We start from the raw sequence: 15,713 nt of genomic DNA on the forward strand, positions 1-15,713 counted from the left end.
ATCCCAAAATTGAAATATTTTTACGCGCCCCGGCGAACGAGGCTTGAGCCGCGCGCGCCACAGGCGCATAGGGGCGGCAGCGAACGGACCCCCGCCGATCGTCGGCTGGGATCCCCCTCTTTGGTTCGGGATGCTGCACTTTATGCCTCAGACTACGTCCGACACGCCGGAAACGGACACGCCGACCTCCACCGTCAAAATCCCGCCTAAAGTCGCCGCTGCCTATCTGGCCGCGCTCGCCGGCAGCGCGCTGCCCGGCGAAGGCGATGATATGGACAAGGCCGCGCTCAGCGAAGCGAGCCAGTTCGCCGCGCGTGCCGCGCTCGACCGCGCCGTCGAAACCCCGTCGCTGCTGCTCGAACCGATCGCCGCCGACGGCACCGACCGCCGGATGCGGCTCGCCATCATCAACGACGACATGCCCTTCCTCGTCGATTCGACCTCGCAGGCGGTCGCTGCGCAGGGACTCGTCGTCCACCGCATCCTCCACCCCGTCGTCGCGGTGAAGCGCGATGCGAAGGGCCATTTGCAGGAAGCGGGCGAAGGTCCCGCGCGCGAGTCGGTGATCTATATGGAACTCGAGCGCGGCGACGCGCGCGCGCGCCGGCGCCTGCTCGACGGGCTCGAGGCGGCGCTGCGCGACGTGCGTGCCGCGGTCCGCGACTGGCGAGCGATGCGCGCGGCGATGCTTGCCGACGCCGCGATGCGCGTCGAGGGCGAAGGCGCCGAGCTGTTGCGCTGGTTCGAAGGCGGGTCGATGACCCAGCTCGGCCATGAATGGCGCACGCGCGACGGCAAGGCGCAGGATCGGCTCGGCATCAGCGAGAGCAGCGACAGCCAGCTTTTGTCACCGGCGGCGCTGGAAGCCGCCTTCGCCTGGTTCGACGCCCAGAACAAGACGGGGGGCGGCCCGGCGCCGCTGCTGATCAAGTCCAATCGTTTGTCGGCGGTCCACCGCCGCGTGTTGCTCGACCTTGTCATCGTCCCCGAATTGAAGGGCAAGAAGGTCGAGCGCCTGTCGATCCATGCCGGTTTGTGGACCAGCCAGGCCTTGTCGACGCCGCCCGCCAAGGTGCCGGTGCTGCGCGCGCAGCTCGACGCGTTGATGGCGAAATTCGGGTTCGATCCGTCGGGTCATGCGGGCAAGGCGCTCGCGCACGCGCTCACCGCGCTGCCGCACGACCTGCTCATCGCGTTCGACAGCGCCTCGCTCGAAGAGCTGGTGCTGACCTCCATGTCGATCACCGACCGGCCGCGGCCGAAGCTGGTGATGGTGCAAAGCGCGCTCGGCCGACATCTGTTCGCCTTCGTCTGGCTGCCGCGCGACGAAGTCTCGACCGGCCGCCGCATCGCGGTGGAAGCGATGCTGGTTCGCGAAGCGAAAGCGGGGGTGATCGGCTGGACGATGGTGCTCGAGGATGGCGGCGCGGCGCTGCTGCGTTACACGCTCGACCTGCGCAGCGGCGGCGTCGTCCCCGACACCGAGACACTCAACGCGCAGCTCGAACAGATGGTGCGCGGCTGGCAGCCCGAAGTCGAGGCGGCGCTGGCGAAGCGCGGCGACCCGGGCCGCGCCGCGGCGCTGGCGGCGCGCTTTGCGGCGACCTTTCCGCCGAACTACCGCAACCTCTATAACCCGGAAGAAGCGGCGCGCGACATATTGCGCCTGCGCGATCTCGACGCGGACAATCCGCGCAGCGTGCGCCTTGCGCGCAAGAGCCTCGACGGCGACGACCGGCTCCGGCTCAAGGTGTATAGCGCGGCGGGTCCGCTCGCGCTCTCCGACGTCGTCCCCGCGCTCGAACATTTTGGTTTCCAGGTGCTCGAGGAAATTCCGACGACGCTCGGCCTGACGCGCGTGTCGGGCATCGATGGCGAGGACGAGCCGCCGATCGTGATCCACGACTTCACGCTGCGCCTGCCCGCCAATGTCGACGAACTTGCGCTGCTTCCCTACGCCGGGGTGCTCGAAGGCGCGATCGCCGCGGTTCTGGACGGCCGCGCCGAAAATGACGCGTTCAACGAACTGGTGCTCACCAACCAGACCGACCCGGGCGCGATCGTCTGGCTGCGCGCCTGGTTTCGTTACCTGCGTCAGGGCGGTTCGGCCTATGGCATGGACACGGTAGTCAGCGCACTGCGTCACGCGCCCGCGCTTACTGCCGCGCTGATCGAGCGCTTCCGCGCGCTGCACGACCCCAAGGCGCGCGATGCCAAGCGCGCCGAAGCGCTGGAAGCCGAGATTCTCGCCGATTTCGCCGACATCAAATCGATCGACGAGGACCGCATCCTGCGCCTGTTCCACGCTGTGGTCAGCGCGACCTTGCGCACCAACGCCTTCGCCCCCGCAGCGGCAGAAGCGCTGGCTTTCAAGATCGATTCGAGCCTGATCCCCGGCCTGCCAAAGCCGCTGCCCTGGCGCGAGGTGTGGGTCTATTCCCCGCGCGTCGAGGGTATTCACCTGCGCGCCGGTCCGGTTGCGCGCGGCGGGTTGCGCTGGTCCGATCGCCGCGACGACTTCCGCACCGAAATCCTCGGGCTGATGAAAGCGCAGCGCGTGAAGAACGCCGTCATCGTGCCGACCGGCGCGAAGGGCGGCTTCTACCCCAAGGCGCTCCCCGATGCCGCGCTCGACCGCGATGCATGGTTCGCCGAGGGCACCGAATGCTATCGCATCTTCATCCGCTCGCTGCTGTCGATCACCGACAATCTGGTCGGCGGCACGGTGGTGCATCCGAAGGGCGTGGCGATCCTCGACGGCGACGATCCCTATTTCGTCGTCGCCGCCGATAAGGGCACCGCGACATTCTCCGACATCGCCAACGCGCTCGCGATGGAGCGCGACTTCTGGCTCGGCGACGCCTTCGCGAGCGGCGGGTCGAAAGGTTATGACCATAAGGCGATGGGGATCACCGCCAAGGGCGCGTGGATTTCGGTCCAACGGCACTTCGCCGAAATGGGTATCGACGTGCAGACCGATACGATCCGCGTCGTAGGGTGCGGTGACATGTCGGGCGACGTGTTCGGCAACGGCATGCTGCTCAGCAAGGCGATCAAATTGTGCGCGGCCTTCGATCACCGTCACATTTTCCTCGACCCTGACCCCGATCCCGCGAAAAGCTGGAAGGAACGCGAACGGATGTTCGCGCTGCCGCGATCGAGCTGGGACGATTATGACAAGAAGCTGATCTCGAAGGGCGGCGGAGTCTTTCCGCGCAGCCAGAAGAGCATCCCGCTCTCTCCCGAAGTGCAGGCGCTGCTCGGCCTCTCGGTCAGCGAAATCGACCCCAGCTCGCTGATCTCGGCGATCCTGAAGGCATCGGTCGACCTGCTCTGGTTCGGCGGCATCGGCACCTATGTAAAGGCGGCGAGCCAGAATAATGCCGAGGTCGGCGATCCCGCCAACGACGCGCTGCGCGTCGATGCCGAGGATTTGCGCGTCAAGGCGGTCGGCGAGGGCGCGAACCTCGGCGTCACGCAGGCGGCGCGCATTGCCTTCTCGGCGCACGGCGGGCGGATCAACACCGATTTCATCGACAATAGCGCGGGCGTCGACTGTTCGGATAACGAGGTCAATATCAAGATCGCGCTCAACCGCGAAATGGCCGAAGGGCGGCTCGGCCAGGACGACCGCGACGCGCTGCTCGTCCGCATGACCGACAATGTCGCCGACCTTGTGCTCGAGAACAACCGGCTCCAGGCGCTCGCGCTGTCGATCGCCGAAAAGGGCGGATCGGCGGCGGTGCCGTCGCTGGTGCGGATCATGGAAACGTTCGAGGGTGCGGGCCGGCTCGACCGCAAGGTCGAGGGGCTGGCCGCGAACGACGAATTGCTGCGCCGCGCGGGCGAAGGGCGCGGGCTGACGCGCCCCGAACTCGCGGTGCTGCTCTCGACCGCGAAGCTCGCGCTGCAGGACGCGATCGAACACAGCGGCCTGCCCGACGACCCGGCGCTGGCGAGCGACCTCGCCGCGGCCTTCCCCGCCGAGATGCAGCGCGACTTTGCGCAGGCGATCGCCGACCACCAGCTGCGCCGCGAGATCATCGCGACCAAGATCGCGAACCGCATCATCAACCGCATGGGTATCGTCCATCCCTTCGAACTGGTCGAAGAGGAAGGCTGCGCGCTCGGCGACATTGCCGCGGCCTTCGTCGCGGTCGAGCGCCTGCTCGACATGCCGGCGATCTGGGACGCTCTGGACGAGGCGAAGATCGACGAGGGCGTTCGCCTGTCGCTTTTCGCGCAGGCGGCGTCGGCGATGGCCTCGCAGATGGCGGATCTGCTGCGCGTCACCCAGACGCTGTCGCAGGCCGGGCCGGTCGTGGCGCGGCTCGAGCCGGGCGTCGATCGCCTGACCGCGGGCGTCGACTCGCTGCTCAGCCCCTCGGTCAAGCGCCAGTGGGACATGCTTGCGCAGCAATTGCTCGACGCCGGGGCGCCCGAGACACTGACCTCGGCGGTCGTCCGGCTGTTCAAGACCGACGGCGCGATCGGCATCGTCGATCTTGCCGAGCGGCGCGGCGACGACGAAGTCGCGGTGACACGCGCCTTCTCCCATTTGGGCGAAGCGCTCGGCCTCGACTGGGCGCAGACGCTGGCCGCGCATATGAGCCCCGCCGACCCGTGGGAGCGCCTGCTCGTCAACAGTCTTGCGCGCGATTTCCAGCAGATGCGGCTGGCCTTCCTTGGCGGGCTGCCGAAGGGCGACCTCGACGCCGCGGTGACCAAATGGCTCGCCGACCATGCACCGCGCGTCGAACAGTTCCGCAGCACGGTCGACCGCGCGCGGATGATCCCGAACCCCAACGGCGCGATGCTCTCGCATATCGCCGGGCAGGCGCGCGGATTGCTGGCGCGGTAACCAAATACGCCCTCCCCTTCAGGGGAGGGCAGCGACCCTATTTGCAGCTGGGTGAGGGCCATCGACCTTACGCTACGCCGATAGGCCTCACCCCAACCCAGTGGCAGGTCATCTGCCCGGGGGACGGATTACCTGCCACTCCTGAAAGGGCAGCGGCTCTAGGAAGATTCCCGTCATGCCGTTCCAGCCCCGCGTCGCGATCCTCGTCCCGGCGCCCGATTATGAAGAAAGGTGGCTGCCCGCCTTTGCCCGCAAGGCGGCGGCGCTGACCGCGGCCGGGCTGATCGTCGAGCCGCGCGCGTGGACCGATCCCGGCGACCTCGCGGGCCATGACCTCGTGCTGCCGCTGTTCGCCTGGGGCTATCAACGCGATGTCGCGGCCTGGTATGCGCTGCTCGATCGGCTGGAGTCGGACCGCCTGCCGGTCGCCAATCCGGTCCCCGTGTTGCGCTGGAACAGCGACAAGGCGTATCTGACCGAACTGGCGGCCAAGGGCGTCGCCGTGGTGCCGACGGTCGAGGTCGCGGCGCTGGACGATGCCAGCCTTGCCACGGCCCGCAACAAACTCGGCGCCGATGAAGTGGTGGTCAAACCCGCGATCTCGGGCGGCGCCGATGGGACGCACCGGATTGCGGCGAACGACGCGATCCCCCCCGATGCGCTCGGCCAGCGCCGTCTGGTCCAGCCGCTGATGCCGGGCATCCTGACCGACGGCGAGTTTTCGCTGTTCTTCTTTGCCGGCAAATTCAGCCACGCGATCGTCAAGCGGCCTGCCAGTGGCGATTTTCGTGTCCAGGAGCAGTTTGGCGGGCGCGAGACGGGATGGGAAGCGAGTGACGCGGCGCAGGCGCTGGCGGTGGCCACGCTGGCTGCCGCCCCCGCGCCGCCGGTCTACGCACGCGTCGATATGGTCGGCGACGCGACGGGCAGGCTTCATATCATGGAACTCGAACTGATCGAACCATCGCTGTTCCTGCACCACGCCCCCGACAAGGGCGCGGCCTTCGGGGCGGCGGTTTACGGCGTCATCTGACCGGACCGGCTGCGCCACAGCCATTGCCGGATCGCCGAGGTCAGGTTCGGCGGGGCGTCGGCTTCCATCCGCTCGACGTCGATCCGCGCGACGAGCGCGTTGACGGGCAGCGCCTGCCGCGCGGCTTCGGCTTCGAGCGCGTCCCAGAATATCGGTTCGAGGCTGATCGAGGTCGGATGGCCGGCGATCGTCACCGAGCGCTTGACCGGTGGGTGGAGGGGACGGTCCGCCATGCCTGTCCTTAGCCGTTCGCATCGAGCGAAGTCGAGATGCCGATCCAACCATCGCCGGCCGTGTCGGGCCGTGGCTTCGCCACCGGTTGCCGCTCGCCGTTCGCCGATGCGAACGCCGCCGCTGGCGCCCTCGGCCCGTCAGTACATATGCTGCCCGCCATTGATCGACATCGTCGATCCGGTGACGAAACCCGCGTCCTCGCTGCATAGGAAGGCGACGCCGCGCGCGATTTCATCGGCTTGTCCGAGACGCCCGACCGGAATCTTTGCGACGATCTTTTCCAGCACCTGCGGCGGCACCGCGGCGACCATGTCGGTGTCGATATAGCCCGGCGCAATCGCGTTGACGGTGACGCCCTTTTTGGCGCCTTCCTGCGCCAGCGCTTTGGTAAAGCCGTGGATGCCCGATTTGGCGGCGGCGTAATTGACTTGGCCGTACTGCCCCGCCTGTCCGTTGATCGAGCCGATGTTGACGATGCGGCCCCAGCCGCGCTCGACCATCCCGCCAAAGGTCGCCTTGGCCATGTTGAAGCAGCCGCCGAGGTTGACGCGCATCACATCGTCCCAATCGTCGTAGCTCATGCGCGCGAGCGTGCCGTCGCGCGTGATGCCGGCGTTGTTGACGACGATGTCGATGGCGCCGAACTCGTCGGCGATAGCAGCGCAATTGTCGAGGCACGCCTGATGGTCGCCGACGTCCCACTTGCGCGCGGCGATGCCCGTGCGCTCGGTGAACGCGCGCGCCTTTTCCTCATTGCCGGCATAATTGGCGACGACGGTGACGCCCTGTTCTTTCAGTTTCAACGAAATCGCTTCGCCGATACCGCGGCTGCCCCCGGTGACGATTGCTACGCGTGCCATAAATCAAGCTCTCCCACAGAGTTATCGGATTTTGATTAGGCCGCGCGGCGAGCGGCTGCAAGTTGACCGGAACGTCAATCGCAAAGCTATTCAGGCGACGGTGGCGTCGGGCGGCGTCAATCGATCACCGCGGCGCGCGGTGCCGAAAAATCGCCGGCCGCCAGCGCGGCCCGGTCGATCGTCACCACCAGATGGCCACCGGTCCCGAAACGGCGGCTCATCAGCCGGCTCGTCGGCAGGTCGATCAGCACGGCGTCGTGGCCGGCCTCATGGCCGTCTGCGGTGAGCGAAGGGGCTCCGCCCATCGACGCCATCTCGCGTGCGGCGAGGTCGCGCCAGCGCGGTTCGAAGAAAGCGCGGGCGGGCGCCGACAGGCTGTTCGGGTTGGTGCACCAGGCATGTTTGGCGCGGTCGAACAGGATCGCCCGATAATCATGGACCCACAAGTCGGCATCGGGCCGGTGCGTGGTCAGCGGCAGGGTGATCGTTTCGACCCGCGCGGCGCCGGTTTCGGGATCGACCGAATGCGCCGCCTTGGCCCAACGGATCGCATGGAGCGCGGACATCACAGCGGTCGCGTCGCCGGGCGCGAAGGCATCGCGTGCGGCGCTGTCGTGGACAATCGCAATAATCTCTTCGGCGCGGGCCCGTGCCTCGCGGTTGATCGCCGCGCGATGCTCCGCTTCCGCTATCGCGCCTTCTTCGCCGGCGACGGGCGCGGCGCCGGTTTCGAGCCGGTCGAGCCGCATTTCGAGCAGCGCGACCATGGCGGTCATGCTGCCCCAGTCGAATGGATGAAACGCCGGATCGGCAATGTCATAGCCGCGCTCGAACAGCCCATCGCCGGCTGCATCCGTCGTATCGGCATCGCGCGGGTCGGCGTCGCCGGGACGAACCGCGACAAGGTTGATCGGCCATTCGGGGAAGGCGCGCACCGCAAAACAGGCAAGCTCGTCCGGGCTCCGATCGGCGGGATAGGGCCCGAACCAGCCGGCGCTTTCGTCGAGCGGCACCGACGGCGCCAGCGCGACATCGGTATCGCGGAGGTGGAACACGCGCATGTCGGTGCTGCGCGGGTGAATGAAAAAGGCGAGCGAGCCGTCGCGTGGACCGCTCCCCTGCCACAGATCCCGCGGCAATTCGGTGCAGTCGACCTGCGCCAGGAAAATGGCGGACTCGCCAGCGATCACCGGCCATTCCATGCCCCGGGGGAGGCGCGGGCGGCCGCCCAGCCAGCTCGTCGTCAGGATGGCGTCTCGCGGCGGGATCTGGGGGACGAGGCGGAGCGTTACCGCCCCGGCGGCCGCATCCACGGCGCCGCTCCCTTCGGGATCGCCCATCTCGCGGACGGGCTCCTCGATTTCGGGCGCTTTGGACAGGCTTGTACCGACCGGGTCAAACGCGCGCTGCGCTTCCTCCTCGACCTGCGCCGCCGCGGAATCCAGCGCCGCATCGATGGTTTCGGGCTCGATATCGGCGACCGGTTCCGGGTCGGAGCGGGGGGCGTCCTCGTCCAGCAGCGACGGCACGGTCTTGCGGCGGATCCGCGCGAGCCGTTCGGGCGCGATTTCGACGTCCTCATATGCGGGTTTCGCGGTGCGCGCCAATTTCGGCAGCCGGCTTTCACCGGGCGCGCGCGGCGGGGGTGGGACTCGCGGCGCGGCGGGGGCGGTGCGCGGACGCCGCGTCCACCAGATCGCGAAGAGGATCGCCGCGAAGACCAGCGCGGCGCCGGCGAGCATCAGCGCTGCCGATTGAAGCTGGTTCATGACGTACCTCCGGAATCGCGCGGCGCCACACCTTTTCGGCGCCACATCGGATCAATTTAGCGCATGGACCTAAACAGTTGGTAAGCGGCGGCGGTCAGAGCCAGCCCGCGGTTTCGCGCCGGACGAGCGCCTCGAGCATCGCCATGCCGGGACCGTCCGCGTTGAGGCACGGAATATAGGCGAATCGCCGCCCGCCCGCCGCCTCGAACTGCTCCTTGCCGCGAATCGCCAGCTCTTCGAGCGTTTCGAGGCAATCCGCCGAAAATCCCGGGGCGAAGATCGCGACGCTCTTGCCGTCGTTGCCCAGCCGCTCGAGCACCTTGTCGGTCGCGGGTTCGAGCCATTTGGCGCGGCCGAAGCGCGACTGGAAGGCGACCTCGACCGGGCGGCCGAGCCTTTCCGACAGCAGGCGCGCGGTCTTCCGGCACTGGCAATGATAGGGATCGCCCAGGTGCAGCGTGCGCTCGGGCATGCCGTGAAAGCTCGCGAGCAGCACGTCGGGCGTGAAGTCGAGCGCTTCCAGACCTGTTTCCACCGATGCTTTCAGCGCTTCCAGATAGGCTGAATCGTCGTGATAGGGGGGGAGGAAGCGCAGCGCGGGTTGCCAGCGAAGCGTCTCGAGATGCGCGCCCACCGCATCGACGACCGTCGCGGTCGTCGCCGCGCAATATTGCGGATAGAGCGGTGCGACGAGGATGCGGCGGCATCCCTCGGCCATCAGCCTATCGAGGGCGGGGCCGATCGCGGGCTTTCCATAACGCATCGCATGCGCCAGCTGCACCGTTTCGCCCAACGCCGCCTGCAGCGCCTCGGCTTGCGCCTGCGTGATGGCGGCGAGCGGCGATCCCTTGTCGGTCCACACCTGCGCATAGGCATGGGCCGATTTTTTCGGCCGCGTGGTCAGGATGATCCCGCGCAGGATCGGCTGCCACAGCAATTGGGGAATTTCGACGACCCGGCGGTCGGACAGGAATTCGGCAAGGTAGCGCCGAACCGAGGTAGCGTCGGGCGCATCGGGAGTGCCGAGGTTGACGAGCAGCACGCCGATACGTGGCGCCGCGACGGGCAGATGACCGGAAGGGAGGGTCATGACGGATGCCCCGACAGCGGAATGCGCCGGATGCGCCGTCCGGTGGCGGCGAACATCGCATTGGCAAGGGCGGGCGCGACGACCGGCACGCCGATTTCGCCGAGCCCGCCGGGCTCGCGGTCGCTGTCGATGAACTCGACCAATATTTGCGGCGTCTGCGACAGGCGCGGCAGGCCGAGTTGACCGAGCTTGCGCGCGGTCGCGACGCCGCCCGCATAATCGGTGGTTGCCCCGACCGCCGCGGCGAGGCCGAAGATCAGCCCGCCTTCGACCTGCTGGTGCGCGATCGCGGGATTGACGAGCCGCCCCGCGTCGACGACCGCGACAAGCTGTTCGACCTGCAATCCGCGCTCGCTCTGCCGTGCGGTCGCCATCAATGCGATATGACTGCCGCGCATCGAATGGCAGGCGAGCCCCTGGGCGGTGCCCGGCAGCCCGCCTTCCCAGCCGCCGAGGCTGGTCGCGGTGAGCAGGCAGCGGGCGAGCAGCGGCGCCTCCCCGAGCATCGCCATGCGATAGGACAGCGCGTCGGTGCCCGCGCGCGCCGCCATTTCGTCGACGAAACATTCGGTGAAAAAGGCGGTGTAGCTGTCGGCATTGCCCCGCCAGCGTCCGGTTGGCAGGCCGATGTCGGCGGGGCAGTGATCGACCGCCGCATGGCGGATCGCATAGCTGCTCGCCGCGCCCTCGACCGCAACGGCGTCGGGGCGTCCCGCGGCGGCGCGCTGGGCGACGTCGGCGGGCGCATTGTCGAACAGGCGGTCGCGGACCTCGTGACTGGTCGCGGGCACCGCGATGCGCGTGACCAGCGCGTCGATTCCGCCCGCGGCGTTGAGCGTCGCGGTCAGCTTTGCGCGCGCGGGTGCGCGCGGCGGCAGCCGCATGATTTCCTCGGCACGCGACCAGGCGAGCTGGACGGGGCGCTTGATCTGGAGCGCGACGATCGCCGCCTGCACCGCGACGCTGTGGTCTAGGCACGCATCGAACGATCCCCCCGCCATCATCGGGAACAGGACGACATTGGCCGGCGCCAGGCCGGTGGCGGCGGCGACCGCGTCGCGGCACTGCGCCGGCGCCTGCGTCGCGACCCAGATGCGCAGCCGCTCCCCGTCGGGTGCCGCGGTCGCGGTGCGCGTTTCGATGGGCGCGTGCAGCGCGGGGGCGACCGCATATTCGGCGGCGATTTTCGTCCGCCCGGTCATCGCCTCGGCGACGTCGCCGGTGGCCGATATCCGGTATCCATCGCCCTTCAGTGCGGCTTTCAATGCCTTGTCGATGCCTTCGGTCGAAACCGGCGTGCCCTCGGTTTCGAAAACCGGGGCGAAGCGGTCGAGCGCGCGGTTCGCCGCCCACCAGTTGCGCGCGACCGTCGCGACCCAGCGTTCGTGGGTGACGACATGGAGCAGGCCGGGCGACGCCATCCCCAATTTGCGGTCGATGCCTTTCAGCCGCGTCGCGCCGACCGGGCCCTGACGGATCGCGGCGAACACCATGTCGGGCAAGCGAATGTCGCCGGCATAATTGGCCGACCCGTCGATCTTTGCCGGCAGATCGAGCCGCGTCAGGTCCTTGCCATAGAGCGGATCGGCGCTGCTGGCGCGATAGACCGGCTCGGCAGGCGGTTCGAGCGTGGCGGCAACCGCCGCGACCTCCCCGAAGCGCAGTTTTTTCTGGCCGAAGACGACAAAGCCGTCCTGCGTGTCGCATTCCTCCCAGTCGGTGTCCCAACGCCGGGCTGCCGCCATCATCAACAACGCGCGCGCCTGCGCCGCCGCGGCGCGGCAGGGCCCCTCGAACATCCGGACCGACGAACTGTTGGCGGTCAGCATCACCGCGTGGCGCACCGCCCATTCGCGCCGCGCCCAGCTGCGCACGTCGGACACGAAATCGGGCACCCCCGATCGCGGCGTAAAGACGGCGCTATCCTCGTCGACCAGCAGCGTATTGGTATAGAGCGGGTTGATCGGCGCGGTCTCGACCGCGATCGTCCGCCAGTCGGCACCCAACTCGTCGGCCATGATCTGCGGCAACAGCGTCGTGACGCCCTGTCCCATTTCGCACTGCGGCACGATCGCGCCGATATGCCCGTCGTCGCCAATCTTCAGGAAGGCGTTGAAGACATGTTCGTCGGGCGCGGCGGTCAGATTGGGCCGATAGTCGCGCGGCCACAGGCTCCACGCGATCGCGAGACCACCCGCCGCGGTCGCGCCGACCAGCAACGAACGGCGGTTGACCTGCGGCACGCGCGATGTCTTTTTTCCAACCGTGTCGCGAATGCCCACCATGCCCGCTGCTGATAGTCGGCGCGAGTCGGCGAGGCAAAGGCTTTCGATGGCGCCGCGCGCGGCCCGTTATCGCAGCAAACCGAGGCGGGGGATTTCGACCTTGGGGCAGCGATCCATCACGACGGTCAGCCCCGCGGCCTCGGCGCGCTTCGCGGCGGCGTCGTCGATGACGCCCATCTGCATCCACACCGCCTTGGCGCCGTGCACGATAGCTTCGTCGACCGCGGCGCCCGCGTCCGCGCTGTTGCGAAAGATGTCGACGATCTCGGCGGGCGGCTCGACATCGGCCAGCGTCGCGACGACGGGCGCGCCGTGAATCGTCTTGCCCGCGTGGCCGGGATTGACCGCGATCACGTCGTGGCCCTGCGCGACGAGGAAGGCGAGCACGCCGTTCGACGGGCGCGCCGGGTTGGGCGAGGCGCCGACCACCGCTATACGGCGCGGCTGGCCCAGAAGCTCACGGATCTCGCCTTCGTCGTTGATCGCCATCATTTGCCCTTTCGTGCATCCAGCCATTCGGCGACCTTTGCCGCTATCGCGTGAAATGGTTCACCGGTTGGATCGGTTCCGGCCGCGGGCGGAACGCCGCCGTCGCTCGCGAGACGGATCCCCATCGACAGCGGCACGCGGCCGAGGAAGTCGAGCCCCATCGTCTCCGCCGCCGCCTCTGCGCCGCCGCTGCCGAACGGATCGCTGACCTCGCCGCAATGCGGGCAGGCGTAACCTGCCATATTCTCGACCAGCCCGATGATCGGCACCTCGGCCTGCTGGAACAGGCTGATCGCGCGCGTCGCATCCATCAGCGCGAGGTCCTGCGGCGTCGACACGATCACCGCGCCCGCGGGCTTGTGCTTCTGGATCATCGTCAGCTGGACGTCGCCGGTGCCGGGGGGCAGGTCGACGACCAGCGTGTCGATATCGCCCCAGCTCGCATCGACGAGCTGTTCGAGCGCGCGCCCCGCCATCGGACCGCGCCACGCGATCGCCTGCCCGGGCTGGGCGATCTGCCCGGTCGACAGCATCGGCACGCCATAGGCGCTCTGGACGGGGGCGAGCTTCGACCCGCGCGCCTCGGGCTTTACATTTTCGCTGTCCATCAGGCGCGGCTGCGAGGGACCATAGATGTCGGCGTCGACCAGCCCGACCTTGACGCCGCGCCGGCGCAGCGCGACCGCGAGGTTGGCGGCCAGCGTCGATTTGCCTACCCCACCCTTGCCGCTGCCGACCGCGATGATCGTCATCGCCTTCTTTTCGGCGGTCATCGCGATGCGGACCTCGGTCACGCCCGCTTGTTCCAGCAGGCCGGCGCGCAGCTTGTCCTCGAGCGGTTTGCGGGCATCGGTCGCGAGGCCCGTGACGTCGAGCACGATCGCAAGCGTTCCCTTGTCGTCGAGAAAGCGCAGGCCCGACGTGCGGCCTTCGGCGAGTTCGCCCGCGATGCTGGCGAGGGGTGCGGTATCGATCATGTCCGGGCCAGATAGGCATGCCGAAGGCGATTGCCAGCCATTTTCGTGCGTCCCCCCTGTTAATCGCGCCCGCGCCCCCTATAAAAGCAGGATGAGCAATGACAATGAAGGCAGCATGGCCGGCCGCGGTCCGGGGGGATTGCGGCGATTTTTACATCAGATCAGCCAGATGGCGAACAGTCCGTGGGGCAGCGGACCCGGCAAGGGCGACGACGACGGCAAGGGCGATGGCAAACGCCCCGGCCCGCGCAACCCGTGGGTGACTCCCGATCCGGTCGATCAGCGGCGCGGACAGAAGCCGCGTGGCCCGTCGGCGCTCGACGAATTGCTGCGCAAGGGCCGCGGCGGCTTCGGCGGCGGCGGATCGGGCGGCGGCGGCCAGTTCAATCTCGGCGATTCGGCGAAATTCTGGAAATGGGCCGTTCTCGCGGTGGTGGTCGCCTGGGTGGTCTTCTCCTCCTTTCACATCGTCCCCCCCGAAAAAGAGGGCGTGGTAACGCGGCTCGGCAGCTATTCGCGCACCGTCGGGCCGGGGGTGAAAATGACCTGGCCCGCGCCGATCGAGCGCGTGCGGATGGAGGACGTCCGCGCGATCCGTACGATGGCGATCGGTTCGCCCAATGCGACCGACGAGAATTTCGTGCTGACGCGCGACCAGAGCATCGTCGATCTCGCTTATGAGGTTCGCTGGTCGGTGCGCGACCCCGAACTATTCGTCTTCCAGCTCGCCGATCCCCAAGGCACGATCCGCGAAGTCGCCGAAAGCGCCATGCGCGCCACGGTCGCGAATTTCGACCTTGTCCAGGCGATCGGTCCCGGCCGTGTCGAGATCGAAACGCAGGTCCAGCAGCGTATGCAGGAACTGCTCAACCAGTATCGCGCCGGCGTGATGATCCAGGGCATTGCAATCCGTCAGGTCGACCCGCCGAGTCAGGTCGACGAGGCGTTCAAGGAAGTCACCGCGGCGCGGCAGGAACGCGAATCGGCGATCAACCTTGCCCGCGCCTATCAGCAGCAGGTGCTCGAACGCGCGCGCGGCGATACGGCGGCGTTCGACAAGATTTACGAGCAATATAAGCTGGCGCCGGGCGTAACCCGCCAGCGCCTTTATTACGAGACGATGGAGACGGTGTTGTCGAACGTCGACAAGACGATTGTCGAGGCGCGCGGGGTGACCCCCTATCTGCCGCTGAACGAGGTGCAGAAACGGGTCAAGGCACCCGAAGCCGTCCAGAAGGGAGGCGAATGATGTTCGGTTCGTTCTTCCGCAATCCGGTGCGCCTGCTCGTCGCGGCCGTCGCCATCCTCGTCATCCTGTCGCAGTCGCTCGCGATCGTGCCCGAAGACAAGCAGGCGCTGATCCTGCGCTTCGGCGAAATCGAGCGCACCGTGAACCGGTACAAGGCGAACGAGGATTTTGGCCGCTCGGGCGCCGGCCTTGTCCTGCGCGTGCCCTTCACCGATGGTATCCAGTATATCGACAAGCGCATCCTCGGCATCAACATGGAGCGCCAGCAGGTGCTCTCGACCGATCAGCAGCGGCTGCAGGTCGATGCCTTCGCGCGCTTCCGCATCACCAACCCGGTGCGCATGTACACCGCGATCCGCACCGAGGATAAGCTGCAGGCACAGCTCGCGACGATCCTCGGCTCGTCGTTGCGCAACGAACTGGGCAAGCGGACCTTTGCGACCCTGCTGTCGCCCGAACGCGGCGCGGTGATGGACAATATCCAGGTCGCACTGAACCGCGAGGCGAACAAATATGGCGCCGAGATCATCGACGTCAGGATCAAGCGCGCCGACCTGCCCGAAGGCGCGACGCTGATCGCGGCCTATAACCGCATGCGCTCCGCGCGGCAGCAGGAAGCGATCTCGATCCGCGCCGAAGGGCAAAAGGAAGCACAGATCATCCGCGGCAACGCCGACGGCGAAGCGGCGCGCATCTATGCCGCCAGCTTCGGCAAGGACCCCGAATTCTATGATTTCTACCGTGCGATGCAAAGCTATCGGCAGACCTTCCTCGGCGAAAACAACCAGGGCGGGACGTCGATCATCATGTCGGCGGATAATGAATATCTGAGGCGTTTCCGCGGAAATTGACGATCGGGCCGGCGG

General features: G+C 67.7%; 11 protein-coding genes. 4 read left to right on the plus strand and 7 right to left on the minus strand.

Annotated elements, in window-relative coordinates; all coding sequences use genetic code 11:
- The first annotated feature begins 142 nt into the window (after positions 1-142).
- Positions 143-4,861, plus strand: coding sequence for an NAD-glutamate dehydrogenase domain-containing protein (locus HDC35_RS12200; protein ID WP_184647112.1), 4,719 nt, complete (start codon positions 143-145; stop codon positions 4,859-4,861).
- A gap of 175 nt (positions 4,862-5,036) precedes the next feature.
- Positions 5,037-5,894 carry a RimK family alpha-L-glutamate ligase gene (locus tag HDC35_RS12205; protein WP_184647114.1) on the plus strand — a complete coding sequence of 286 codons (858 nt, stop codon included), beginning with the start codon at positions 5,037-5,039 and terminating at the stop codon, positions 5,892-5,894.
- Here HDC35_RS12205 and HDC35_RS12210 read toward each other — a convergent pair.
- From HDC35_RS12210 to HDC35_RS12240, 7 genes are all read right to left on the minus strand, one after another.
- Complete coding sequence (locus HDC35_RS12210; protein WP_184647116.1) at positions 5,879-6,127, minus strand: ribbon-helix-helix domain-containing protein; 249 nt, start codon at positions 6,125-6,127, stop codon at positions 5,879-5,881. The genes HDC35_RS12205 and HDC35_RS12210 overlap by 16 nt on opposite strands.
- Before the next feature lie 138 nt (positions 6,128-6,265).
- Positions 6,266-6,988, minus strand: coding sequence for an acetoacetyl-CoA reductase (gene phbB, locus HDC35_RS12215; RefSeq protein WP_184647118.1), 723 nt, complete (start codon positions 6,986-6,988; stop codon positions 6,266-6,268).
- A gap of 116 nt (positions 6,989-7,104) precedes the next feature.
- Complete coding sequence (locus tag HDC35_RS12220; protein ID WP_184647120.1) at positions 7,105-8,757, minus strand: DUF1963 domain-containing protein; 1,653 nt, start codon at positions 8,755-8,757, stop codon at positions 7,105-7,107.
- 94 nt (positions 8,758-8,851) lie between these two features.
- The gene (hemH, locus tag HDC35_RS12225) at positions 8,852-9,847 is read right to left on the minus strand and encodes a ferrochelatase (protein ID WP_184647122.1); all 996 of its coding nucleotides are present in this window, start codon (positions 9,845-9,847) and stop codon (positions 8,852-8,854) included.
- Entirely contained in the window at positions 9,844-12,132 is a 2,289-nt protein-coding gene (locus tag HDC35_RS12230; protein ID WP_184647124.1) for a xanthine dehydrogenase family protein molybdopterin-binding subunit, read from the minus strand. The genes hemH and HDC35_RS12230 overlap by 4 nt, the downstream gene beginning before the upstream one ends.
- A gap of 66 nt (positions 12,133-12,198) precedes the next feature.
- Positions 12,199-12,621 (minus strand): CoA-binding protein, encoded by a 423-nt coding sequence (locus tag HDC35_RS12235; RefSeq protein WP_184647402.1) that lies wholly within the window; start codon positions 12,619-12,621, stop codon positions 12,199-12,201.
- Positions 12,621-13,598 (minus strand): Mrp/NBP35 family ATP-binding protein, encoded by a 978-nt coding sequence (locus HDC35_RS12240; RefSeq protein WP_184647126.1) that lies wholly within the window; start codon positions 13,596-13,598, stop codon positions 12,621-12,623. The genes HDC35_RS12235 and HDC35_RS12240 overlap by 1 nt, the downstream gene beginning before the upstream one ends.
- 91 nt (positions 13,599-13,689) lie before the next feature.
- Between HDC35_RS12240 and hflK the strand changes: the two genes are divergently transcribed.
- Positions 13,690-14,847: a protease modulator HflK gene (gene hflK / locus HDC35_RS12245; protein ID WP_184647128.1), complete on the plus strand. Its 1,158-nt coding sequence runs from the start codon at positions 13,690-13,692 to the stop codon at positions 14,845-14,847.
- Positions 14,847-15,698: a protease modulator HflC gene (gene hflC / locus HDC35_RS12250; RefSeq protein ID WP_184647404.1), complete on the plus strand. Its 852-nt coding sequence runs from the start codon at positions 14,847-14,849 to the stop codon at positions 15,696-15,698. The genes hflK and hflC overlap by 1 nt, the downstream gene beginning before the upstream one ends.
- Positions 15,699-15,713 lie beyond the last annotated feature (15 nt).

Source organism: Sphingopyxis sp. JAI128 (genome assembly GCF_014207235.1).
GTDB lineage: Bacteria > Pseudomonadota > Alphaproteobacteria > Sphingomonadales > Sphingomonadaceae > Sphingopyxis.

What these genes read in the sequence shown, in the direction of transcription:
- HDC35_RS12200 (WP_184647112.1), top strand. Translation starts at nt 143, where the DNA reads ATGCCTCAGACTACGTCCGACACGCCGGAAACGGACACGCCGACCTCC.
- HDC35_RS12205 (WP_184647114.1), top strand. Translation starts at nt 5,037, where the DNA reads ATGCCGTTCCAGCCCCGCGTCGCGATCCTCGTCCCGGCGCCCGATTAT.
- HDC35_RS12210 (WP_184647116.1), bottom strand. Translation starts at nt 6,127, where the DNA reads ATGGCGGACCGTCCCCTCCACCCACCGGTCAAGCGCTCGGTGACGATC.
- phbB (WP_184647118.1), bottom strand. Translation starts at nt 6,988, where the DNA reads ATGGCACGCGTAGCAATCGTCACCGGGGGCAGCCGCGGTATCGGCGAA.
- HDC35_RS12220 (WP_184647120.1), bottom strand. Translation starts at nt 8,757, where the DNA reads ATGAACCAGCTTCAATCGGCAGCGCTGATGCTCGCCGGCGCCGCGCTG.
- hemH (WP_184647122.1), bottom strand. Translation starts at nt 9,847, where the DNA reads ATGACCCTCCCTTCCGGTCATCTGCCCGTCGCGGCGCCACGTATCGGC.
- HDC35_RS12230 (WP_184647124.1), bottom strand. Translation starts at nt 12,132, where the DNA reads ATGGTGGGCATTCGCGACACGGTTGGAAAAAAGACATCGCGCGTGCCG.
- HDC35_RS12235 (WP_184647402.1), bottom strand. Translation starts at nt 12,621, where the DNA reads ATGGCGATCAACGACGAAGGCGAGATCCGTGAGCTTCTGGGCCAGCCG.
- HDC35_RS12240 (WP_184647126.1), bottom strand. Translation starts at nt 13,598, where the DNA reads ATGATCGATACCGCACCCCTCGCCAGCATCGCGGGCGAACTCGCCGAA.
- hflK (WP_184647128.1), top strand. Translation starts at nt 13,690, where the DNA reads ATGAGCAATGACAATGAAGGCAGCATGGCCGGCCGCGGTCCGGGGGGA.
- hflC (WP_184647404.1), top strand. Translation starts at nt 14,847, where the DNA reads ATGTTCGGTTCGTTCTTCCGCAATCCGGTGCGCCTGCTCGTCGCGGCC.